This is a genomic window from Phaeobacter italicus, from assembly GCF_019801785.1.
GTDB lineage: Bacteria > Pseudomonadota > Alphaproteobacteria > Rhodobacterales > Rhodobacteraceae > Phaeobacter > Phaeobacter italicus.
This window is the reverse complement of record NZ_JAHVIJ010000002.1, coordinates 487,216-509,665: the sequence shown is the minus strand read 5'-3', so window position 1 is coordinate 509,665 and position 22,450 is coordinate 487,216. Positions and strand designations below refer to the sequence as shown.

Here is a 22,450-nt window from a genome sequence, read left to right as displayed (position 1 = left end):
ATGAAGCCGCCGCAAAAAATATCACCGAGGCGATTTTGAATTTCAGAAGTTAACACCCAGTAACAGTTTCCCCCTAAAGTTGTTAGCGAAAGGAGATTCCAGTGTCTCTTACATTTCGCCTCAGAGTCTGTCTGATCTTCTGCCTGGTCGCCATATGCACGGCGATGCTGCTGCAATGGACCTATCTCAACCGAATAGAGGAAAAGACCCAAAGGCTGTCGGACCTGACGGTGCCTGTTCTGGCGAGCATGCGCTCTGTCGCTGAAATTCAACAGGATCGGGTTGCTGGTCTCACGGCCGGCGCATCCTCGGATCAGGGTATCATACCCGGTGCGACCAGCTTGCTGGATGATTTGCGCAGCATCCGCGATGCGACCCTGACGATCCGGGCAGATGCCGCAGAAACGGCCCATCTCGCAGAGCGGATCAGATTGACGGAAATCCTGGTCAACGGGCTGGTCCTTCTCATTGCGCTCGGCCCACTATGGTTCATGATCGAGCTGCGCATCATGTCGCGGTTGCGAACCTTGACCCGACATATCCAGCAGATGGCATCCGGGGACCTGTCAAAACCGCTGCCCAAATCCGGAACAGACGAAATAGGCGAAATCTTTGACGCGGTTGAAAAATCTCGCCAGATTGACGCCGATCTGCGGCGCTCGAACGAGGAATTGGCGCGCTTTTCCTACGTCGCAGCCCATGACCTGCGCGCCCCACTAAGAGCGATTTCCAACCTGGTGGAATGGACAATCGAAGATTTCACCGAAGAGCTGCCCGAAGAAGCCAGTCGCAATCTCACACTGATCCGCAGCCGCACCAATCGCCTTGCCCATCATCTCAGCGCGCTTCTTGATTACGCCCGCGCCGGGCAGATCGAAGGAGAGTTCGGCAGCTTCAGCCTGACTGAATTTGTCGACGACGTGCGCCATCACTTCAACGCGAACGATAACTTTACCATCAAGATTGATCAGGATTGCGGGCCATTTGGTGCCTATCTCACCCCATTGCAGACCATTCTGATCAACCTTCTCAGCAATGCGGCCAAACATCATGACCGCGACAGCGGCACCATCCACGTAAGCTGTGAGAGATATCAGAATTTCATCGAAATCACGGTGGCCGATGATGGCCCCGGTATTGCGCGCAGATATCAGGAACAGATCTTTGTTCTGTTTCAGACCCTTAAATCCCGCGACGAGGTGGAGGGATCAGGCCTTGGGCTGGCCTTGGTGCAGAAGCTTGCCAATTCCCTTGGTGGCAGTGTGTCGCTCAGGTCCAATCCGGACATCGCCCGCGGTGCGGTCTTCACTGTCCGCCTGCCCAATCAGGCGGTGGCATCTGCCCCCGTCCCCCACCCGGTGAATATCAAAGACCAGAAGAAAGGAGTAGCCGCTTGATGGACAAAGAAACCGTGACCTTCCTTATCGTGGACGACGATGAGGTCGCTGTCATGGCCATTCGTCGCGCGCTCAACAAGATGCGTTTCGTGAACCCGGTCGAGGTGGTTGGCGATGGGCAGGAGGCGCTTGATCTGCTGCGGGGGGTCAACTCCGAGGCGCTGGCCAAACCTTACATCATCCTCCTTGATCTCAACATGCCGCGCATGGGCGGGTTGGAGTTTTTGGCAGAGGTGCGCGAGGACGAGGAACTGGCAAATTCCGTCATCTTTGTCTTGACGACCTCAGATGCCCCATCGGATATCGCCAAGGCCTACGAGCAGAAGATCGCAGGCTATATCATCAAGGAAAACGCCTATGACACGGTCAAGGCGGCGATGGAAATGCTGGGCGCTTTTGTCGAGATTGTCTCATTGGAGGGGCGGCCGCAGCTGCAAGCTGCAGCGCAGTAACGCCGCCCCGTGATACGCCCCGGCACGCGCCTACAGCTGATAGAACCGTTGGGCGGTGGCGCCAAACACGTCACCCCTGTCCGGCTCTGGCACCAGATTGCGGTGCGCCGCAAAAAGGGTTGAGTAATCGGAGTAGAGACTGTCGACCGGGAAATTTGACCCGAACATGCAGCGGCTTGCACCGAACTGATCAAGACAGGTCTCTATGATGGGACGAAAATCTGCCTCGCGCCAGTTGTGCTGAAACATGCCCAGGCCGGAGAGCTTGCAGACCACCTGGGGCAGGTCCGCCAAGGCGCGCAGTTGCCCCGACCAAGAGCGCAGCCCATCGGGGCTGCGGTCATGTGGGCTGCCTGCATGACAGAGCGCAACGGGCGTCTCCTCAGCTTTGGCCAAGACCTGCGCTGTTTTCTCCATCAGCTCAGGGATCAACTGCAGATCAAAGGACAGACCGCGCGCACCAACTTCGCGCAACCCCGCAAGAAAGGCCGGATCATCCAAGAGGGCATTGGTCCCGGTCCGGGCATCTTCACCCGGCGCGCGCCCCACGATCTGGCGCACCCCCCGCACCGTAGACAGCGCTTGGAACTGATCCAACTGGCGAGCGAGATCCGGCGCCGTGAGGTCACAGAACACCACCTGTGCCATCGGCCAGTCAGCTGCGGCGTCTGATACAGCCTGAACCCATGTGGCCTCGGCCAGCGCGTTCTGTGCGCCGACCTGAATATGAACCGATCCCGAAATTCCATGGGGCGCCGCATCTTTGCGGAACTCGGACAGAAGATAGTTGCGCTGGATTGGCGTGGGATCGCCAAAGAACCGGGTGGCGCCCTTGGCCGCAAGCCAAGGGTAATGCACCGCGGACAGATCCCACAGGTGGTGATGGGCGTCGATCATGGCGTTTCTATTCCTGTGGTGCGAGCCAGAATGTCGACCCCCTGCTGCTTCCAGAAATGCAGAAGGTCGATGAAAATCCAGTTCTCGGCCAGCTTGTCACCCTCGCGGCGGTAGATGTCGATGACACGGAATTCGCCGGGTTGACCGGTCGCGGGCATCCCCATGAAACCACCGACCGGGCGCGCCGTGAAATTGGGCCAGCCAAAGAACCCCCCATAGTGCCCTTCGGCCAGGCGACAGATATGGCCGGTCTTGCTGCGATCGGCAAAGCCTGCACGGAACGGGCCGGAATGTTGCGCCGCATAGCGTGGGATGGTGTAGGTCGCGCCGATCCCCTCTGGCCCCCACCAGATCATGTCCTCGTGCCAGGTGCGGCGCAGCTCATCTTCGAGGCTGAGACCACTGTCCCACTGCCCCAGATCAGAGATCATCGCGTTGATGGTGGCCAGCGTCTTGTCGCCTTCCTCGCCAGGCTGGGGGTCAAACTGCAGCCCATTGTGCGGCTGACCGCCGGGTTGCACCAGATGGGCACCGGTCTGGGGGGGAAACGGATTTTGACCTGCCTGAACCATCAGATGAGGGATGTCGAAATACATCGCCGTTTCAGTGATCTGCCCATCCACCACCTTGTTGAACTCGCAATAGCGTAGAAAAGCCATCTTGCCGGTGGGGCGGATTCCCAGCCACGGCAGATCGAACAGGCCCATCAGATGACCCATTGAAACCACCCAGACCGCGCGCTCTGCATCGAGGGAGTTTTCAGCGGCAAAGAACACGTCCTGACGGCGCTGCAGTGAAGTGAGGCTCTGGCGCAGCGGTACCCAGAACCGTGCCGCAACCTCGGACGCAGAGGTGATTTCCCCAAACGGGTGAAACCCCCGCCAGAGGTAATTCGGGTCTGTGTGCTGCTCCAGAACAGCCGAGAGATTCGCGTCACCGGCGTCCAGCTTGGCGTAAAAATCACGCACGGCGGATTTTGCTGCCTGAATTTTGTCCATGGTTTTTCCCTATTTGGACGGCTTCGCCCGCCCGCTTGCATACGATTGCAAAAATAGCTTGCCAAATAAAGGTAGCAATGACTAACCTTTTTGCAATCGTATGCAAAAATAGTTTTTCGCTGGGAGGCGGACCCGCATGGCACAGATTGAGCTGCGAAATGTCAGCAAGCGTTGGGGCAGCTTTGTCGGGGTTGATGATTTCAACCTGACGATTGCCGACAAGGAGTTCCTTGTCCTTCTGGGCCCTTCTGGCTGTGGCAAGACAACGACGATGCGGATGATCGCGGGCCTAGAGGATGTAACCGACGGAGACATCCTGGTGGATGGCAAACGGGTCAATGATCTAGAGCCAAAGGATCGCGATGTCTCGATGGTGTTCCAGAGCTACGCGCTCTACCCCAATATGAACGTCTACGAGAACATCCGCTTCCCGCTGAAGGTGCGCGGGATCGACCCCAAAACCCATGACGAAAAGGTACGTCGGGCCAGTCGCATGGTGGAGTTGGATGACTTCCTGCACCGCAAACCGGCAGAGCTCTCTGGCGGGCAACGTCAAAGGGTGGCCCTGGCCCGCGCCATCGTGCGCGAGCCAAACGTGTTCCTGATGGACGAGCCGCTGTCGAACCTTGACGCCAAGCTGCGGGTCTCCACCCGCGCGCAGATCAAAAACCTCAGTCATGAGCTGGCTGTTACGACGATTTATGTGACCCATGACCAGATCGAGGCGATGACCCTTGCCGATCGCGTGGTGGTGATGAAAGGCGGTGTTGTCCAGCAGGTCGGCAGCCCCACAGAAATCTATGATCGCCCTGCCAATGCCTTTGTTGCGAGCTTCATTGGCTCTCCGGCCATGAACCTGATGGAGGGGCAGGTCAGCGGAGGGGTCTTCAGCGCGGCACATGTTGAAATCCGCGGACTGAATGCCCCTGATGGCCCTCTCACCCTGGGATTTCGGGCAGAGGATGCAGCCCTCGCCCCGCAGGGCAGTGGCCAGATCACCGCTCCGATATACACTCTGGAACTGCTTGGCGACGCGACGATGATCTCTGTGCGCGTTGGCGATGCCCTGGTTTCCGTAAAAGCCGACAAGAGCTACCGCGCGGAAATCGGGGACATGGTGTCCTTCAGCATTCCCAATGAAATCTGCCACCTTTTCAACGCAAAAGATGGCGCGCGCCTGGGGGACTAACCCAGCCAATTGCCCCGCCCGCAGCGGGGCCAACCGGGTCATGTGCAGCATCAGCGACCCAAAACAGGGAGACAAAAATGTCTATCACGAAACTGTCCATGATCAGCGCGACCGCTGTCTTCATGGGAACAACTGCTTATGCCGGTTGCGGCATCTCCAGCGGGAACGTCAGCATTCTGGGCAACGAGTTTGCCGCCATTCAGGCCGTTGCCGAGGGCGCCAAGCAATGCGCAGGCGATGGTGTGACCGTTGAAAGCAACCTGAACAAGGACTACCGCGAACTGCAGGTTGCCGCCCTGACGGCGAACCCCGCCCAATACACCGCAGTCACCACCACCAACGCCGCGATCGTGCCGCTGCTGGGTGATGACCTGATCCGCCCGTTGGACGATCTGATCGCAAAGCACGGCCAGAACCTCAGCAAGAACCAGATGATCACCGTTGACGGCAAGGTGATGGCGGTTGCCTTCATGGCCAATGCCCAGCACCTGTTTGTCCGCAAGGACGTTCTGGAAGCCGCAGGCGTGGACGTGCCGACAACCTACGAAGAGGTGATCGCAGCCGGCAAAGCGATCAAGGACGCTGGCCTGATGGAGCACCCCTTTGCCACCACCAGCAAGACCGGTTGGAACCTGGGCGAAGAGTTCGTGAACATGTATCTGGGCTTTGGCGGGGAGTTCTTCAAACCCGGCACAGCTGAACCCAACATCAACAACGAAGCCGGCATTGCAGCGCTCAACACGCTGAAATCGCTGACGGAACTGTCCAATCCCGACTATCTGACCTTTGATTCCAATGCGGTTCAGGCCTCCTGGGAGGCAGGCGAAATCGCCATGGCGCATCTGTGGGGGTCTCGCGGGACCGGTCTTTTGGACAATGAAGGCTCCACCGAAGAGATCGTCAGCAACACGCTCCTCGTGTCCTCGCCCACTGTCGGCGGCGGTGACATCCCGGCATCGACCCTGTGGTGGGACGGCTTTGCCATTGCCAGCAACATCAGCGACGAAGACGCCGAGGCCAGCTTTCTTGCGATGCTGAACGGCATCAGCCCCGCGGTTGTGAAGGCCAATAATGACGCGGCTGTCTGGCTGGTGGAAGGCTATGAACCCTCCCCTGCATCTGCTGGCGTGTTCGCAACGGCAGCGGGCAAGACCAAGCCCTATCCGATGATCCCGTTCATGGGCCTGATGCACACCGCACTGGGCGCCGAGTTGACCGAGTTCCTGCAAGGCTCCGAGAGCGCGGAGCAGGCGCTGGCCGACACCGAAGCGGCCTATATCTCAGCAGCCAAGGAAAAAGGCTTCCTGAACTAAGCGAAGCCCCAGTCTGGGCAGGGCCGGTCCCGGCTGGCTCTGCCCCTCATGAAAGCGAACGGGACGATCCGAGATGCGCCATAAAACGTTCTTTTGGTTTATTCTGCCCAGCCTGGCAGCGATGATCCTTTTCATTGCACTGCCGCTTGTGTCGGTTGTTGTCCAATCTCTCCATATCGAACACGAGCAGGTGATCGTGACGACAGAAAACTGTGGTCCGTTTGGCTGCACAGAGGAAAGTTCCGTCGATACAGAAGCCACCGCACAATTGCGGGCGGAGCAGCCGCTGGGGCGTTTTGCAGGTCTCAGCACCTATTTCGATCGTGGCCATCTGGCGACGGCAGAGGTCGCCGAAGCCTGGCGGACCCAGGACAGTTTCGGCGGTTTCCTGTCCGAACTTTACAACCTGCCATTTTACAAGGCGCTTGCCTTTACGCTGACCTATACGTTCCTCGTCACACCCCTGGTCATTGTCCTGGGGCTGTTGATCGCACTCGGCGTGAACCGGCTCAAACCGGTGTTGAAGGGGCCGACAATCTTTGTCTCGCTGCTGCCAATGATCATCACACCGCTGATCGGTTCCTTGATCCTGTTCTGGATGATCGACGCCCAGGGTGTGATCGGCAAGACCCTGCAATGGCTGCTTGACGACCCAGAACTGTCGCTCAAGGCCTCTCCCACGCTGACCTGGATCACGTTGATGATCTATGGCGTCTGGAGCTCTGCGCCCTTTGCCTTTGTGGTGTTTTATGCCGGGCTTCAGACCGTGAACACCGACTCTCTTGAGGCGGCGATGATTGACGGGGCAACCCGCTGGCAACAGATCCGCTATGTGGTGATCCCACATCTGATGCCGCTGGTGGTGTTCATTTCCCTGATCCAGCTGATGGACAATTTCCGGGTCTTTGAACCTATCGTCGGCTTCTCGGCACAGGCCAATGCCACCTCGCTCTCCTACATCATCTTTGCTGACATGCGCAGCGATATCACCCGCTTCAATTCTGCTGCCGCGACCTCGGTACTGACGGTCATCGGCGTTGCAATCCTTCTTGCCCCGGTGCTGCTGCGCACCTGGCGCGACTTCAAAGGAAAGGCTGCCTGATGTCTTCTCCCGCCAACCGCTCGTCCCGCTCGGTCGTTCTGATCTCCTCCGCCTTTGTGCTGGTTTGGGTTGTGATCGCCTCCTTCCCCTTCATCTGGACGCTTTGGGGCTCGTTCAAGGTTCAGGCCGATTTCTTTTCCAAAGCAGATTGGCGATATGCCCTGTGGGGCACGCGCACGCTGATCGAAACCGGCGGCACCTTTACCGGGGCAGGTTACGAAGGCGCCTGGATCCAGGAAGAGTTCTGGAGGGCCGCAATCAACACGATGATCGTGGTCTTCTTTACCGTGGTGATCTCCCTCACACTTGGCACGTTGGGTGGCTATGCGCTGGCGCGCTCGGGGCACAAATACGCCTTCTGGCTGCTGATGATTGCCCTGATCTTTCGCGCGATGCCGCATATCACGCTGGTGTCGGGTTACCTGCTGCCGTTCTTTGAATGGAACCTGTGGGGCCATCTTCCGACCTCGATCATCGTATTGGTCGCGATCAACCAGCCCTTCACGCTTTGGATGCTGCATTCATTCTTCCTGAACATCCCCAAGGATCTTGACGAAAGCGCCAAGGTGGATGGCTGCACCCAGTTCCAGGCATTTCGACATGTGATCATTCCGGTGATGTGGCCGGGCGTCATCACCACTGGGCTGTTCTCCTTCCTGCTGGCCTACAACGATTTTGCCGTGACCTCGATGCTGCTGAGCGAAGAGAACCGTACGATGGTGCCAGCCATTGCAGGCTTTCTCGGCTCTACCCTGGAAGAGGGCAATGTGATGTTTGCTGTCGCCGCCGTTGTCTCTGCGACTGCGCCACTGTTCGTGCTGGTGATGTTTTTCCAGCGTCAGATTGTGAGCGGCCTGACCGCAGGCGCGGTAAAGGGATGAGCGCGAATTTCAGATCCGGCGCCATGTCCCGACATCCGGCGCTCAACAGAATGCCACGGGACTATCTGCTGCACGGGGCGTCCTCTCCCCTTCGCAGATAGACCCTTGGCAAACTGAAAGGACCAGACACATGAAAGGTTCCCGCCCCGAACAGGCCGTTCTCAGCCGAGACACGGACATGAGCAAAACCGAAGAGACCCGTGCCGTCATCGAAGGCATGGTGGACGGTCTGAACGACCACCGCATCAACGACATCGGCGAGTTCTTCGCCGAGGGGTTTCGTTGGATGGGCAACCAGGGTTGCGGCACCAAGACCGGGTTGAAGGAGTTCCAGGACAACTGGCAGCGCCCATTTCAGGCCGCGTTTTCCGACAAGGTCTGCATCGACGAGGCCCGGCTTTACATGGGTGAATGGGCCGCCGCCTTTGGCCGCCAGGAAGCAACCCATAGCGGCACGTTCCTTGGTATCGCGCCCACCGGCAAGCGGGTCGAGATCCGCTACATGGACTTCTGGAAGGTCGTCGATGGCAAAATCGTGGACAACTGGGTGAATGTCGATTTCGCCCATGTGGCCGCCCAGCTCGGCGTGGACCTGTTCAACGGCGAAGGCTGGGAAGCATTTGATCGTGGCGACAAAGAACCGCCGCGACCCGACAACAAAGGATAAAGACTATGGCGATTGCTTATCTCAAACGCGGCAAGCCCGAAGCAGATCGGGCCGAAGATGACGCCAAAACCGCAGCCGTCGTCGCGGCAACGCTGAAAGATATCGAGTCCCGCGGTGACGCTGCCGTGCGGGAACTGGCGTGCAAATTCGACAACTACGACCGCGACAGCTACCGGCTGAGCGATGCGGAGATCGAAGCCATTATTGCCAAGGTTTCCCCACGCGAGATGGCGGATATCAAATTCGCCCAGGAGCAGGTCACCAAATTTGCGCAGGCCCAGCGGGATTCGATGCTGGATATCGAGGTCGAAACCATGCCGGGGGTGATCCTGGGGCACAAGAACATCCCCGTTCAGTCGGTTGGGTGCTATGTGCCAGGGGGCAAATTCCCGATGGTGGCCTCTGCCCATATGTCCGTCGCAACGGCCAAGGTTGCAGGTGTTCCGCGTATTGTGGCCTGCACCCCGCCCTTCAACGGAGAGCCGAACCCGGCCGTGATCGCGGCAATGCATCTGGGTGGCGCAGATGAGATCTACGTTCTGGGTGGCATTCAGGCAGTCGGCGCAATGGCCATCGGCACCGAGAGCATCGCGCCTGTGCATCTGCTGGTTGGCCCCGGCAACGCCTTTGTCGCAGAAGCCAAACGCCAGCTGTTTGGCCGGGTCGGGATCGACCTGTTTGCAGGCCCAACCGAAACCATGGTGATCGCAGATGAAACTGCGGCGGACGCCGAACTCTGCGCGACTGATCTTCTTGGGCAGGCCGAACATGGCTACAACAGCCCCTGCGTGCTGCTGACCAACTCGCGCAAACTGGCCGAAGACACACTGAAGGAAATCGACCGCATTCTCGATATCCTGCCCACCGCCGACACCGCGCGGGTCAGCTGGCAGGACTATGGTGAAGTCATCGTTTGCGACACCTACGAGGAAATGCTGCAGGTGGCAGATGATATCGCCTCTGAACATGTGCAGGTCATGACCGATCGCGATGACTGGTTCCTTGACAACATGACCTGCTATGGCGCGCTGTTCCTCGGGCCGCGTACCAATGTGGCAAATGGCGACAAGGTCATCGGCACCAACCACACGCTGCCCACCAAAAAGGCGGGGCGCTACACCGGTGGTCTCTGGGTTGGCAAGTTCCTCAAGACCCATTCCTACCAGAAGGTCACAACCGACGAAGCGGCAACGCTAATCGGTGAGTACGGTTCGCGTCTGTGCATGCTCGAAGGGTTCGTTGGCCACGCCGAGCAATGCAACATCCGCGTCCGTCGCTATGGCGGCATCAATGTCCCCTACGGCGAGGGTGCAGCCTACCGCGACGCGGCAGAGTAAGCCGCAATGAACGACCGGCCCAGGCGTCAAATCTCCCCTGATGCCAGGGCCCCTGCCCTCGCCTATCTGGCGGGGGCACCAGAACAAGATAAGACGACATGACACAGCACCCGGATCTGCCCTCGGCCCACAAGGCCCGTCTCGCGCCCCTGTTCAGCGCCATGCGCGATTTCGCCGAGGCGCCTGTTCGCGCAGCCCTGGCAGAGAGTTTCGCGCCGGATGCCACCATTCACCTGTGTCACCCCTTTGGGGATTTGACCGGGCCAGAGGCTCTGTTTGAAGTTGCCTATGCGCCATTGCTTGCAGCCTTTCCCGATCTGGAGCGCCGCGACTGGATCGTGATGGCGGGCGAAACCGAGGCGGGGCATCAATGGCTGGGAACTGGTGGCCATTATGTCGGCAGTTTTGCTGCGCCTTGGCTCGACATTCCTGCAACGGGCCATCTGGCGCATATGCGCTATCACGAATTCTACCGGCTGGTAGACGGTCAGATCGTCGAGATGCAGGCGATCTGGGACATTCCCGAGCTGATGATGCAGGCAAGTGCCTGGCCGCTCGCCCCGTCGCTGGGACGAGAGATGTTCGTGCCCGGCCCAGCCACGCAAGACGGGTTCGTGCCGGGGCCATGGGACCGGGAGCAGGCACAGGCCTCCTGTGCGCATGTTGTCGATATGCTTGCCCATCTCACCCTCCACCCGGCGCAGGGCGGGCCCGAAGTGATGGAACTGGAACGGTTCTGGCATCCCCGGTTCAACTGGTACGGACCCGCAGGCATCGGCACCGCCCGCGGCGTCTTTGGCTTTCGCAACTGGCACCAGATCCCGTTCCTCAGCGCCATGCCGGACCGGGGCGCCAAGGACGAGGCGCTGGATTTCCACTTCTTCGGAGATGGCCCCTATGCTGCCGTCACCGGCTGGCCCAACATGCGCCAGAGCATCACCGCAGGCGGCTGGCTTGGGATCGCACCGAGCGGAACGCAAATCGATCTGCGCAGCCTTGATTTCTGGCGCATGGAAAATGGTCTCATCCGCGAGAACTGGGTGCTGGTTGACCTTCTGGATGTCTACACGCAGCTTGGCGTTGACGTGTTTGCGCGGCTGCGTGAATTCAACAAAGCCCGACACCTTGGCCCCATTTCACTGACCGGAGACCCCTCGTGACATTACCCCGCACCCCTTCCTTTCGTCTTGATGGCAAACGCGCGCTGGTCACGGGGGCCAGCTCTGGCATCGGGCGCGCCTGCGCCGTCGCTCTGGCCGAAGCCGGAGCGCAAGTTACTTTGGCTGCCCGGCGACCAGAGCCGCTGCAGCAGTTGATGGACGAAATGCAGGCAGCCGGATTGGCGGCAGATACGATGGTTCTGGATGTCGCCGACACCGAAGCCATGCAGGCGTCCATCGCCGCCAGGACGGCCAGCGACGGCCCGTTTGATGTCCTGGTGAACTCAGCCGGGCTCGCCCGTCATAGCGCTGCGGTTGAAACAACAGCTGCGGATTTCGATGCGGTCGTATCGCTGAACCTCAAAGGGGCCTATTTCCTGACACAGGCCGTTGCCAAGGCGCTTATGGATGCGGGCAAACCCGGCTCATTGATCAATATCAGCAGCCAGATGGCCAAGGTCGGTGGCATTGATCGCGCCGTCTACTCCGCAACCAAACACGCGGTAGAAGGCTTTACCAAGTCGATGGCCATCGAATGGGGCAAAGCCGGCATCCGCATAAACACGATCTGTCCGACCTTCATTCTGACACCGCTGACCCAATCCACGTTCGACAACCCCGACCGCCGCGCCTGGATCGAAGACAAGATCAAACTGGGCCGTGTAGGCGAAGTCGAGGACATGATGGGCGGTGTGGTGTTTCTGGCCTCGGATGCCTCCGCGCTCGTCACCGGGTCGGCCTTGATGATTGACGGAGGATGGACCGCAGAATGACCGCAGCCAAGGTAACATCTGCCGACGTCGCCCGCCTTGCCGGTGTTTCGCAATCCGCCGTCAGCCGGGTGTTCACCCCCGGTGCATCCGCGTCCAAGAAAACCGTCGAGAAGGTGCGCGCAGCGGCCGACCAGCTGGGCTACCGGCCGAATTCTCTGGCGCGCGCGATGGTGTCCGGGCGCTCACGTATCATTGGGCTGGTCGTTGCCTATCTTGAAAACCACTTCTACCCCGAGGCCCTGGAAAAGCTGTCCAATGCGTTGCAGGCACGCGGCTATCACGTCCTGATGTTCATGGCGCCCAACACCACCGACAGCATTGATGAGGTCATCGAAGAAATCCTGGATTATCAGGTGGATGGCATCATCGCCGCATCGGTTGCCATGTCTTCGGAACTGTCGGCGCGCTGCCGTGCAGCCGGTGTGCCCATGGTCCTGTTCAACCGTTCGCAAGATGACCCGGACATGTCTGCCGTGACCTCTGACAATCACTCTGGCGGGCGCAAGGTGGCTGACTTTCTGTTGGCAGGAGGGCATCGCAAGATCGGCTATATTGCAGGTTGGGAAGGGGCATCGACCCAGCGCGACCGCGAAACGGGGTTCTGCGAGCGTCTGGCGGAGGACGGCCTGAGCCTCCATGCCCGCGGTGTTGGCAATTTTCAGATGGACACAGCCGCCGCCGCCGCCCGTGTCATGTTTGCAAACGACCCGCCTGACGCGGTGTTCGTGGCCAACGACCACATGGCCTTTGCCGTGATGGACGTTCTGCGCTCGGAACTGGGGCTGTCCGTACCGGGTGATGTATCGGTTGTCGGCTATGACGACGTGCCAACCGCCGCATGGCCTGCTTATTCCCTCACCACCGTCCGCCAGCCCGCCAACCGCATGGTGGCCTCGACCGTTGATATTCTGCTCGAAGAAATCGAAGGCGGCCCCCAAGGCGCGCGCAGAGTGGAGATTGACGGACCTCTCATTACTCGCGGCTCGGCCCGCATTCCCGAAGGATGGACCAAAAATGAAGGGCTTTGACCCAAAATTCCGCGACTTTCCTGACTATATCGTCGGTATTACCAAGGAGATCTGGGAAGATCGCGGCATCGCGACGCTGCATGACTATTATGCGCCCGACATCGTTGTTCGGATGCCCGGTTCCGTGTCGACTGGCAACCAGGGCGTTATCGGCGCAACCATGGCAACGCTTGCCGAGTTTCCCGACCGAACCCTTCTGGGCGAGGATGTGATCTGGTCAGGAACACCCGAGGACGGCATGCTGTCGAGCCACCGGATCCTGTCGACGGCGACTCATCTGGGCGACGGCCTGTTCGGCAAGGCGACCGGGGCAAAGTTGACCTACAGGATCCTTGCGGACTGCCACGCCAGAAACAATGCCATCGACGATGAATGGCTGATCCGGGACAACGGCGCCGTTGTGCGCCAGATGGGCTGGGAGCCCGAAGCCTTTGCCCGCGACCTGATCGCGCGCGAAGGGGGGCCGGATGCTTGCGTGAAACCGCTGACACCGGCCAATGATCTGGCTGGACCCTACAAGGGATCGGGCAATGACAATCCCTGGGGGCAACGCCACGCAGACCTTCTGACCCGAATGATGGGCGCCGATATGGCCGCGATCGAGGCCGAGTATGACCGTGCCGTTCAGACGGAATACCCGGGCGGGCGCACCGGTCACAGCTTTGATCCGGTTGATCGGTTCTGGATGTCGCTGCGCGCGTCCCTGCCCTCTGCCACATTCACCATTCATCACCAGATCGGCCGGGACGATCCCAACATGCCACCGCGCTCTGCCATCCGCTGGAGCCTGCAGGGCAAACACGACGGTTGGGGGGCGCTTGGTGCGCCAAGTGGCGCGGATCTCTACGTGCTGGGGATCAGCCACGCTGAATGGGGCGAACTGATCGGCGGCGACATCAAGTTGCGCCGCGAATGGACGCTGTTTGATGAAACCGCCGTCTGGAAGCAGATCCTGCTGCATACCGGCGATCTCTGACATGGCGCCGGTCGCATCATATCTGGACGCATCAGAGCGCACCCGGCGGTTTCACTGCCACCGCGCCTCGTTGCGGGCGAAACGACTGAACAACCGCCCACCCGGCGGCATGGACTAGTCCGTTTCCACCCACAAAGCATTCAGATTTGAAAGAAAAACCATGAGCACCATCCAATCCCGCATCGTCCGCTACGGTGAGCTGCGCCCCTGCAAGACCGCCTTTATTGATGCCCACACCCCCGGCTCCGACCAGAAAGAAAACTTTACCATCATCGGTGGCGGCGTCAGCGAAAGCCCGGACCAGCATGTCCATATCACCGACAAGATCGGGTTTAACATTGGCGCAGCTGGCCAGCCTCCGAAGTGCCGCAACAGCCTGCATTCGCACACCACGGCCGAAGTGTTCTTTGTTGCCAAGGGACGCTGGCGGTTCTTTTGGGGCCGCTATGGCACCGCGGGCGAATTCATTGCCGAGGAAGGCGATATCTTCAACATTCCGACGGGCATCTTCCGTGGGTTCGAAAACGTCGGCCAGGATTACGGGATGATCATGTCGATCCTGGGCGGTGACGATGCGGGCGGCGGTGTCACCTGGGCCCCGCAGGTGATCGAGGACGCACAGGCCCATGGGCTGATGTTGGGCGACAACGGCGTTCTGTATGACAGCAAAAAGGGCGAAGAGCTGCCCCATAACGTGCGCCCCATGCCCGTTTTGAACGAGGACGAGCTGAAGGCCTATCCCGAAGTACCGGTCGAGGAAGTGGTCGGCAAATACGTCGCCCGCTACTGGGATCTGATGGCCCTGTCCGCCAAGAAACCTGCCAGGGTGATCGGCGAAGATGCCATCATCAAGGACAAGCCCGGTTTTGATGTCGACTTCCTTGGTCGTGGCTCTGCCATCACGGACAAGATCACTGCGGAAAAACCCGTCGTCCTCATGCCCGCAAGCGGCCATTGGGCGATCTCGATCAATGACGTCGATGTGACACTGTCTGCTGGGGACACCGCCCTTGTCCTGCCGGGCGAAAGCTACAGCGTTCAACCCTCCATGACGGGTCAGGCCGGGCTTTACCGCATCACAGCAACCGACGATCCCGCCGGCGCCACCTGGACCGGCGCATAAACCCGCCATTGTCCCTGCCCCGCCCAATGCGGGGCGGGGATCACACAACGCCCCATGCGCCCGCGCGTCAGCGGGCGCCAACATCGACGCCATGCCAAGCAAGGAGATCCCCAAATGGTCAAGACAACCCATGTAGGCTCGCTGCCGCGCACGCAGGACGTGGTGGATTTCATCTTTGCCCGCGAACAGGAAAAGCCCTTTGATCAAGGCGCTTTTGACAGCTGCATGACCCAAGCCGTCAGCGCGACCGTCAAGAAACAGCTGGAGGCCGGCATCGACATCGTGAGCGACGGTGAAACCTCCAAGATCTCCTATGCGACCTACGTCAAGGACCGCTACACGGGGTTTTCCGGCGACAGCCCCCGCAACGCGCCTGCTGATCTGAAGATGTTTCCGGGGTTTCTGGAACGTCTCGCCAATGATGGCGGCACGCCGCAATACGCCCGTCCCATGTGCACCGGAGAGGTGCGTTCCAAAGGCCAGGGCGAACTGCAAAAAGACATCGCGAACCTCAAGACCGCAATGGCAGAGCATGGCGCAGAGCGCGGTTTCATGAATGCGGCCTCCCCTGGTGTGATCTCATTGTTTTTGCAAAATGATTTCTACCCAACCCGAGAGGGCTATCTCGCAGCACTCGCTGATGCGATGAAGGAGGAATATGAAACGATCGTGGGCTCCGGGCTCGACCTGCAGCTGGATTGCCCCGATCTCGCGCTGTCCCGCCACATGCTGTTCAACGACCTGAGCGACGCGGAGTTCGTCAAGATCGCCCAGATGCATGTCGAGGCGCTCAACCACGCGCTGTCGGATGTCCCAGCTGAAAAGGTTCGGATCCACATTTGCTGGGGCAACTACGAGGGCCCGCATTGCTGCGATATCGCGATGGATACGGTGTTTGCGCCGCTGATGGCGGCCAAGGCGCGCTATGTGCTTTTTGAAACGTCCAACCCCCGCCATGCCCATGAATGGACGGTCTTCCGGGACCGGAAGGCGGAAATCCCCGATGACAAGGTTCTGGTGCCGGGCGTGATTGACAGCACAACGAACTTTGTCGAGCACCCCGAAGTCGTCGCCCAGCGCATCGAGCGTTTCACCGGCATCGTGGGGGCTGACCGCGTTATCGCAGGGTCTGATTGCGGCTTTGGCACCTTTGCAGGGTTTGGCGCTGTTGATCCCGATATCGCCTACGCCAAGCTGCGATCGCTGGCTGACGGTGCTGCGCTGGCAAAAGGGCGCGCATGACACCGCTGCTGCTGCTACCGGGCATGATGTGCGATGCCCGCCTGTTCCAACCTCAGATCGCGGCGCTATCGGGTCGCCACACATTGATCACCGCCCCAATTGGCGGCGCCGATACGATGACCGCACTGGCCCGGACGGTGCTGAATGCAGCGCCACCCCGCTTTGCGGTGGCTGGCCTTTCGATGGGCGGGATCCTGGCGATGGAGATCATCCGTCAGGCCCCTGACCGGGTGGCGGCTGTGGCCTTGATGGACACCAACCCGCTCGCGGAGAAACCGGACATACAGGCGCGACGGGGGCCTCAGATCGAAGCGGTTCAATCCGGCCGCCTGGCAGAAGTGATGCGAGATGAGATGAAACCCAATTATCTCACCGAAGGGCCAGACAGGGCTGCCATTCTTGACCTGTGCATGGCGATGGCGCTGGATCTGGGGCCCGAGGTGTTCGTCAACCAGTCTCGCGCCCTGCGTGATCGGCCGGACCAGTGTGATACGTTGCGCAGCTTCGATGGCCCCGCTCTCGTCCTTTGCGGGCGTGATGATGCCCTGTGCCCCGTGTCACGCCACGAATTGATGCATGATCTGCTGCCCAACAGCACACTGAAGATCATCGATGGTGCCGGCCATCTGCCGACACTGGAACAACCCACCAAGACCACAGCGGCACTGGCCCGCTGGCTGGAGGCCATATGACCCCTTCCCTTCTTGATCTGCTGCGCCGGGTCGACACGCCAACAGTCTGCAACGCGATCGAAGTCGCCCAAGGCAAGCGTGGCTTCAACGCCTTCACCCGCGGCACCATGCTCTGTTCAGCGCCAGAGGCAGGCGCGATGGTCGGCTATGCCCGGACGGCCAAGATTTCAGCACTCGCCCCACCAACCGAAGCGCCAGATATCATCAAGGCGCGACGGATGGATTACTATCGCCACATGGCAGAAGGCCCCAGGCCCGCCGTGACGGTTGTTGAAGATGTTGATTACCCAAATTGCATCGGGGCCTATTGGGGCGAGATCAACACGACGGTGCACAAGGGATTTGGCATCAGCGGGGCGCTTTCCAATGGGGTGATGCGGGACCTCGGCGACCTGCCGGACGGATTTCCTGTTGTCGCAGGCTCGGTCGGGCCATCGCATGGGTTTGTGCACGTCAAGGAGATTGGCACAGCTGTCACCATCTTTGGCCTTCAGGTCCGCGACGGTGATCTGGTCCACGCGGACCGTCACGGGGCGCTGGTGATCCCCGAGGACGTCGTTGACCAGCTGGAGGCTGCGATCCACAAGCTTCTCGATACCGAGAAACTGATCCTCGGCCCGGCCCGGGCGGAGGGGTTCGACTTTGACGCTTTTGAAGCGGCCTGGGCCTCCTTCGAGGCTGCGCGCACCTGATCCATCCCGCCCCCTTGCGACAGCCGACCTGCAAGGGGGCGGGCTCACGTCCGCGTGAGCGCTCTCTCCTGCCCTTGTTCGGGCTGTCATGATTGCCTACCTACTGGTAGGTAGATAACTCGCACCGAAAGGAACAGGCGATGGAACTGAATGCCGACTTCACCAGCCGGGTTGTGGTCCATGCAGATCAACTGGATTGGCGGGCCTCCCCGATGAAGGGCGTCGACAGGCGGATGTTGGATCGTATCGGTGGCGAAGTCGCCCGTGCCACCACGATCGTCCGCTACGCCCCCGGCAGCCACTTCTCGGCACACACCCACACTGGTGGGGAAGAGTTCGTCGTCCTGGACGGTGTATTTCAGGACGAACACGGCGATTTCCCCGCAGGCACTTATGTTCGCAATCCTCCAACCAGCCAGCACACCCCCGGTTCGGCGGAGGGCTGCACCATCTTTGTCAAACTCTGGCAGTTCGACCTCGATGACCGGACCCAGTTTCGCAAGGACATGTCGGCAGAGCTGCCCCCGGCCAGCGATGGCGTTGCAACCGCAACCCTGCACTCAGACCAGCGCGAAGTTGTGACCTACAGCGATATTGAACCCGGAGCGGCGTTTACCTCAGACGCGCCCGGCGGGCATGAACTGCTGATCATTGGCGGAAGCCTCACGGAAGGTGGCGATACTCTGACCCGCAACAGCTGGTTGCGCCTGCCCGAAGGTGCACCCCTTTCTGCGGTTGCCGGAGCGGACGGAGCAAAGGTCTGGATGAAAACCGGCCACCTTCCCCACGCAAAAGCGCCGTCAGTCTGACCCGGCCTGTTCTGGCGCGCATCACCCGCGCGCGACAGAGCAGCACATGAGCCTGGGCAAAGGGATGTGACCTGCGATCAGCCACAGAAGGAGTGTGACATGGACACAGAAACCCTGATCATCGGCGGCGGGCTTTCGGGCCTGTCGCTTGCGCGCCACCTTTCAGCCCGCGGCGATCGTTTTTTGCTGGTGGAGGCACGTGACCGCTGGGGTGGCCGCATATTCAGCGAAACCCACGCAGGCGGCGCCTTTGATCTTGGCCCGTCGTGGTTCTGGCCAGGCCAGCCCCGCATTGCGGCCCTTGTCGATGCGCTGGGTCTGACGCGGTTCGATCAATACGCCGACGGCGCGCTGAGCTATGAGGAGGTTAATGGCTCGGTCCAGCGGGGACGCGGATTTGCCTCTATGGAGGGCTCCTGGCGGATCGATGGTGGCTTTGGCGCCATGACCACCGCGATGGCGGCTGCGCTGCCTCAAAACAACATCTGTTTGTCCACCAAGATCACGGCACTGGAAAAGACCGAAAACGGGATCACCGCGCGTTCGGAAACAGGAGACGACATTCACGCCCGCCGTGTTGTTCTTGCCCTGCCGCCAAGGCTGGCCGCTCAATTCGCCTTTACCCCTGCTCTTACCTCCGACACCATGACGGAGATGGCGCAAGTTGCGACATGGATGGCCGGTCATGCCAAGGCCTTTGCCATCTACGACCGTCCGTTCTGGCGCGGCGCCGGGCTCTCGGGTGACGCCATGAGCCGTAAGGGACCATTGGCGGAAATTCACGATGCCTCCGCCGCGGATGGCCCATATGCCCTGTTCGGCTTTGTTGGGCTTCCTCCCGCTGCACGGCTGGATCAGGCCGCTCTGAAACAGGCCATTCTCGACCAGCTGGTGCGGATTTTCGGCGCCGAGGCTGCCACCCCACAAACCCTGTCCATCAAGGACTGGACGCGCGACCCGCTGACGGCCACGTCCCTTGACCACCACCCCCTGTCCTATCACCCCCATTACGGGATGCCGCGGGCTCTGCTAGGGTTGTGGGACGGTCGTCTGGTGTTTGCAGGCACGGAAGTTGCCAATGAATTCGGCGGCTACCTCGAAGGGGCTCTTGTTGCCGCAGAGGCGGCACTGACCCAGATCCCTGCCACCGAAGGGGCTGAATGATGGAACAGAACACACGGACCACGCTGCTGGACAGCGCCGAGCGTGCCGTGCGCGCCCGTGGGTATGATGGGTTCAGCTATGCCGACCTCGCCGAGGATGTAGGCATTCGAAAGGCCTCCATCCACTATCACTTTCCAACAAAATCCGCCCTGTCCTCGGCGCTGATCGATCGCCACCACAGCCGCTTTGACGCGGCCTGCTCGACGATCCGCGCAACCCATGCAACAGCTGCCAAACAGCTGTCTGCCATGATTGACCTCTACCGCGACGCTCTTGCCGGTGGCCGCCAGCTGTGCTTGTGCATCGCCTTCACCATCAGCAAGGAAAGCCTGCCCGCAGATGTAATGGACAAGGTCGCCCAATTCCGCGCCATGGTCCTGGCCCATCTCACTGCGATCTTTGCGCAGTCCCAAGACGACGGCACAATCCGCGCGGCCGACGCCCCCAATGAAGAGGCCCGCGCCACCCTCGCATTGTTGGAAGGCGCCCATCTCGCCGCCCGCGCCGGCGAGGACATCGCTATCTTCGACGGATCCCTGTCACTGCTGCGCAAACGGCTCAGCTGAAATGCAAAAAGACCTCTGAGGTAGCCACCTCAGGGTCGAATGGCCCGCTTGGGCTGAACATCATCTCAGGAAAAAGAGAAAATGGTGCGGTCGAGAAGACTCGAACTTCCACTCCGGTTAAGGAACAGCGACCTCAACGCTGCGCGTCTACCAATTCCGCCACGACCGCACTGTCTTGACTTGGTGTAGCGGCGTATAGACGAGCTGTGCGGGGATGTGAAGATGCAAAATGCGCATTTTCTTCCGTTTTGTGAACTTCCTGCAAAAAAGAGGCCGGACATGATGCCCGGCCCCTCTAAACCATGGATCTTGCGCGACATTCTCAGTCGGTGGAGAAGGTCGGCAAGGCCGATGCAGTGCTTGCCGCAGGAACCGGCTGCGCAAGCCCGCCCACAAGACCGGTTGAGGCGGCCTTGATCAGGGCAACACGTTCCGGCTGACCCGGTGCGAAAGCCGGGGTTGCGCCTGCTTCCAGCGCGCTGATGGCGGTTTCGTACCAGCCCTGCGCCTTGTCAGCAGACTTCACCACACCAAAGCCCTGCGCCAGATGATGGCCCACCAGCTCTGCATAGGGGCGCTGTCCAACACCGACCATGATCAGCGCTGCGCCAAGAGCCACGTCCATGTTGTCGCGACGATAGCCCGAGAACAGGCAGATGCCTGCAGTGTTCGCCAGCTGATCGATCGACATGTTGGACTGCAGCACGAACTTCTGCACATCGGAAATGACCGCCTCAGCCCCGTCACTGCCGAGCTTCGCCAGATAGGGCTGCACTGCCGGGCCGAACGCGTCACATTGGCTGTCCACCTGCGCCTGGGTGACGCCATTGATCTTGGCCACCAACGCCTCGCCCGAGTTGATCGCGTAAGAGCGCGCAAGGCAGAACTGCTCTCCCAGTGCCAGTTCCGGATCCCGCATATCTGCCACCGTCATGTAGCCACCGTTGGAGCTGGTCAGCAGGCTGACCTTGCTGCAATGGCTGGTGAGCGATGCCAGCGTCGGCGCATCGGCGGGTTGCTCAAACAGCTGGATGCCGGCCAGGCCCTGGGCTGGTGCAGGTGCCGGGACTGGGGCTGGCGCCACGGTCGAGGCCAGAACCGTTGCCCCCGGCGCGGGGGCCGGTGCCGGAGCAGGTGTCGGCGCGGCGGCCTGAACGCTTCCTGCAGCCGGGGCGTCAGTCATGCGGCAAACACCCTGATGGCAGGAGAAACTCGCCGTTGTCACACCACGCGCCATAAAGTCGTTGCGCTGATAGCCTTGCGGTGTCGAGGCAAAGACCATGACAGAGCAGTGAGACGCCCCACACCAGAACGAACTGCCCGACACGGACGTATCGATCATATAATCGTTCTTGCCGTCGCCGTTCAGGTCTGCAAGCTGCATAAAGCCCGAGCGTTGCAACAGTTGCTCTGCGCTTGGGTCGGCACTCGCGGCGATTTCGTCCACCGCTTCGCTCACTTCAAACGGCAGACCACCATAGCCCCCGCTCGAGGCGCTGCGCACGCCTGTTGCCTCGTCCCGCCAGGTCAGAAGCAGGCCGCGGACCCCGGTTGGGCCTTGCATGGCCTTGATGACCTGCGGGCCGCCGATCTGGGCACGGCTGTAGGAAGACACAAGGAAATCGCGTTCATAGGGCGTCAGCTCTCCGGTCGCAGGAAAGCCCATGTGACCCTGATACTGCGCAATCGCAGAACGAGATTTGCGCCCCATCACCCCATCTGGTGTCCCTGCCGGAAACCCAAAGTAGTTGAGCGCGGTTTGGGTTTCGCGGTTCTGTGCCCGCGCCGGTGAATATGTTTTTTGTCTGGTGACAGTTTGCTTTCTGGCCCGATTCTTGTTGGCCTCGTTGACGATCACGCCGCCGATGATACTTCCGACCAATGCCGCGCCAAGATTGTCCGCCATTGCCGGAGCAGTCCCGGAGGTAAGCAGAAATGAGGCCGCTAATGTCGTTTTAAGAGAATGTGAGAACATTGTACGCGCTCCCTATT

The 22,450-nt window shown here is 60.3% G+C and carries 22 protein-coding genes and 1 tRNA gene; 19 read left to right on the top strand and 4 right to left on the bottom strand.

Features of this window, described 5'->3' with window-relative positions; translation table 11 throughout:
• Nucleotides 1-101: 101 nt before the first annotated feature.
• Both KUV39_RS06780 and KUV39_RS06775 read left to right on the top strand, forming a co-directional pair.
• The gene (locus KUV39_RS06780; RefSeq protein WP_336512812.1) at nucleotides 102-1,397 is read left to right on the top strand and encodes a sensor histidine kinase; all 1,296 of its coding nucleotides are present in this window, start codon (nucleotides 102-104) and stop codon (nucleotides 1,395-1,397) included.
• Nucleotides 1,397-1,849, top strand: a complete 453-nt coding sequence (locus tag KUV39_RS06775) for a response regulator (protein ID WP_244998256.1) — start codon at nucleotides 1,397-1,399, stop codon at nucleotides 1,847-1,849. Before KUV39_RS06780 ends, KUV39_RS06775 begins: the two co-directional genes overlap by 1 nt.
• Before the next feature lie 30 nt (nucleotides 1,850-1,879).
• Here the strand turns inward: KUV39_RS06775 and KUV39_RS06770 are convergent, their stop codons facing one another.
• The gene (locus tag KUV39_RS06770) at nucleotides 1,880-2,746 is read right to left on the bottom strand and encodes an amidohydrolase family protein (RefSeq protein ID WP_222459317.1); all 867 of its coding nucleotides are present in this window, start codon (nucleotides 2,744-2,746) and stop codon (nucleotides 1,880-1,882) included.
• Complete coding sequence (locus KUV39_RS06765) at nucleotides 2,743-3,744, bottom strand: nuclear transport factor 2 family protein (RefSeq protein ID WP_222459316.1); 1,002 nt, start codon at nucleotides 3,742-3,744, stop codon at nucleotides 2,743-2,745. Before KUV39_RS06765 ends, KUV39_RS06770 begins: the two co-directional genes overlap by 4 nt.
• Nucleotides 3,745-3,880: 136 nt before the next feature.
• On the opposite strand from KUV39_RS06765, the gene KUV39_RS06760 reads away from it, so the two are divergent.
• From KUV39_RS06760 to KUV39_RS06680, 17 genes are all read left to right on the top strand, one after another.
• On the top strand, nucleotides 3,881-4,933 hold the full coding sequence (locus tag KUV39_RS06760) for an ABC transporter ATP-binding protein (RefSeq protein WP_008558805.1): 1,053 nt from the start codon (nucleotides 3,881-3,883) through the stop codon (nucleotides 4,931-4,933).
• A gap of 77 nt (nucleotides 4,934-5,010) precedes the next feature.
• Entirely contained in the window at nucleotides 5,011-6,246 is a 1,236-nt protein-coding gene (locus KUV39_RS06755) for an ABC transporter substrate-binding protein (protein WP_008562460.1), read from the top strand.
• A gap of 73 nt (nucleotides 6,247-6,319) precedes the next feature.
• On the top strand, nucleotides 6,320-7,348 hold the full coding sequence (locus KUV39_RS06750; protein ID WP_222459315.1) for a carbohydrate ABC transporter permease: 1,029 nt from the start codon (nucleotides 6,320-6,322) through the stop codon (nucleotides 7,346-7,348).
• Nucleotides 7,348-8,229: a carbohydrate ABC transporter permease gene (locus KUV39_RS06745; RefSeq protein WP_008560481.1), complete on the top strand. Its 882-nt coding sequence runs from the start codon at nucleotides 7,348-7,350 to the stop codon at nucleotides 8,227-8,229. Before KUV39_RS06750 ends, KUV39_RS06745 begins: the two co-directional genes overlap by 1 nt.
• Before the next feature lie 130 nt (nucleotides 8,230-8,359).
• Nucleotides 8,360-8,896 (top strand): ester cyclase, encoded by a 537-nt coding sequence (locus tag KUV39_RS06740; protein WP_046210777.1) that lies wholly within the window; start codon nucleotides 8,360-8,362, stop codon nucleotides 8,894-8,896.
• 5 nt (nucleotides 8,897-8,901) lie between these two features.
• The gene (gene hisD, locus KUV39_RS06735; RefSeq protein WP_050672981.1) at nucleotides 8,902-10,233 is read left to right on the top strand and encodes a histidinol dehydrogenase; all 1,332 of its coding nucleotides are present in this window, start codon (nucleotides 8,902-8,904) and stop codon (nucleotides 10,231-10,233) included.
• A 98-nt stretch (nucleotides 10,234-10,331) separates the two neighbouring features.
• The gene (locus tag KUV39_RS06730) at nucleotides 10,332-11,393 is read left to right on the top strand and encodes an ester cyclase (RefSeq protein WP_222459314.1); all 1,062 of its coding nucleotides are present in this window, start codon (nucleotides 10,332-10,334) and stop codon (nucleotides 11,391-11,393) included.
• Nucleotides 11,390-12,166, top strand: coding sequence for an SDR family NAD(P)-dependent oxidoreductase (locus KUV39_RS06725; protein ID WP_222459313.1), 777 nt, complete (start codon nucleotides 11,390-11,392; stop codon nucleotides 12,164-12,166). The genes KUV39_RS06730 and KUV39_RS06725 overlap by 4 nt, the downstream gene beginning before the upstream one ends.
• Nucleotides 12,163-13,194 (top strand): LacI family DNA-binding transcriptional regulator, encoded by a 1,032-nt coding sequence (locus KUV39_RS06720; protein WP_222459312.1) that lies wholly within the window; start codon nucleotides 12,163-12,165, stop codon nucleotides 13,192-13,194. The genes KUV39_RS06725 and KUV39_RS06720 overlap by 4 nt, the downstream gene beginning before the upstream one ends.
• Entirely contained in the window at nucleotides 13,181-14,170 is a 990-nt protein-coding gene (locus KUV39_RS06715) for a nuclear transport factor 2 family protein (protein ID WP_222459311.1), read from the top strand. The genes KUV39_RS06720 and KUV39_RS06715 overlap by 14 nt, the downstream gene beginning before the upstream one ends.
• Nucleotides 14,171-14,330: 160 nt before the next feature.
• Nucleotides 14,331-15,293 (top strand): cupin domain-containing protein, encoded by a 963-nt coding sequence (locus KUV39_RS06710; RefSeq protein WP_222459310.1) that lies wholly within the window; start codon nucleotides 14,331-14,333, stop codon nucleotides 15,291-15,293.
• Between the two features lie 114 nt (nucleotides 15,294-15,407).
• Entirely contained in the window at nucleotides 15,408-16,535 is a 1,128-nt protein-coding gene (locus KUV39_RS06705; protein ID WP_222459309.1) for a cobalamin-independent methionine synthase II family protein, read from the top strand.
• A complete protein-coding gene (locus tag KUV39_RS06700) occupies nucleotides 16,532-17,227 on the top strand; it encodes an alpha/beta fold hydrolase (RefSeq protein WP_222459308.1) in 696 nt (231 codons plus the stop codon). Before KUV39_RS06705 ends, KUV39_RS06700 begins: the two co-directional genes overlap by 4 nt.
• The gene (locus tag KUV39_RS06695; protein WP_222459307.1) at nucleotides 17,224-17,919 is read left to right on the top strand and encodes an RraA family protein; all 696 of its coding nucleotides are present in this window, start codon (nucleotides 17,224-17,226) and stop codon (nucleotides 17,917-17,919) included. Before KUV39_RS06700 ends, KUV39_RS06695 begins: the two co-directional genes overlap by 4 nt.
• Before the next feature lie 140 nt (nucleotides 17,920-18,059).
• Nucleotides 18,060-18,728 (top strand): cupin domain-containing protein, encoded by a 669-nt coding sequence (locus tag KUV39_RS06690; RefSeq protein ID WP_222459306.1) that lies wholly within the window; start codon nucleotides 18,060-18,062, stop codon nucleotides 18,726-18,728.
• A gap of 99 nt (nucleotides 18,729-18,827) precedes the next feature.
• Nucleotides 18,828-19,892, top strand: a complete 1,065-nt coding sequence (locus tag KUV39_RS06685; protein WP_222459305.1) for a flavin monoamine oxidase family protein — start codon at nucleotides 18,828-18,830, stop codon at nucleotides 19,890-19,892.
• Entirely contained in the window at nucleotides 19,892-20,458 is a 567-nt protein-coding gene (locus KUV39_RS06680) for a TetR/AcrR family transcriptional regulator (protein ID WP_244998255.1), read from the top strand. Before KUV39_RS06685 ends, KUV39_RS06680 begins: the two co-directional genes overlap by 1 nt.
• A gap of 82 nt (nucleotides 20,459-20,540) precedes the next feature.
• On the opposite strand, the gene KUV39_RS06675 is transcribed toward KUV39_RS06680, so the two are convergent.
• Together KUV39_RS06675 and KUV39_RS06670 are read right to left on the bottom strand one after the other, a co-directional pair.
• Nucleotides 20,541-20,627, bottom strand: a tRNA-Leu gene (locus tag KUV39_RS06675).
• 153 nt (nucleotides 20,628-20,780) lie between these two features.
• The gene (locus KUV39_RS06670; protein WP_222459303.1) at nucleotides 20,781-22,433 is read right to left on the bottom strand and encodes a peptidoglycan-binding domain-containing protein; all 1,653 of its coding nucleotides are present in this window, start codon (nucleotides 22,431-22,433) and stop codon (nucleotides 20,781-20,783) included.
• Nucleotides 22,434-22,450: the final 17 nt, after the last annotated feature.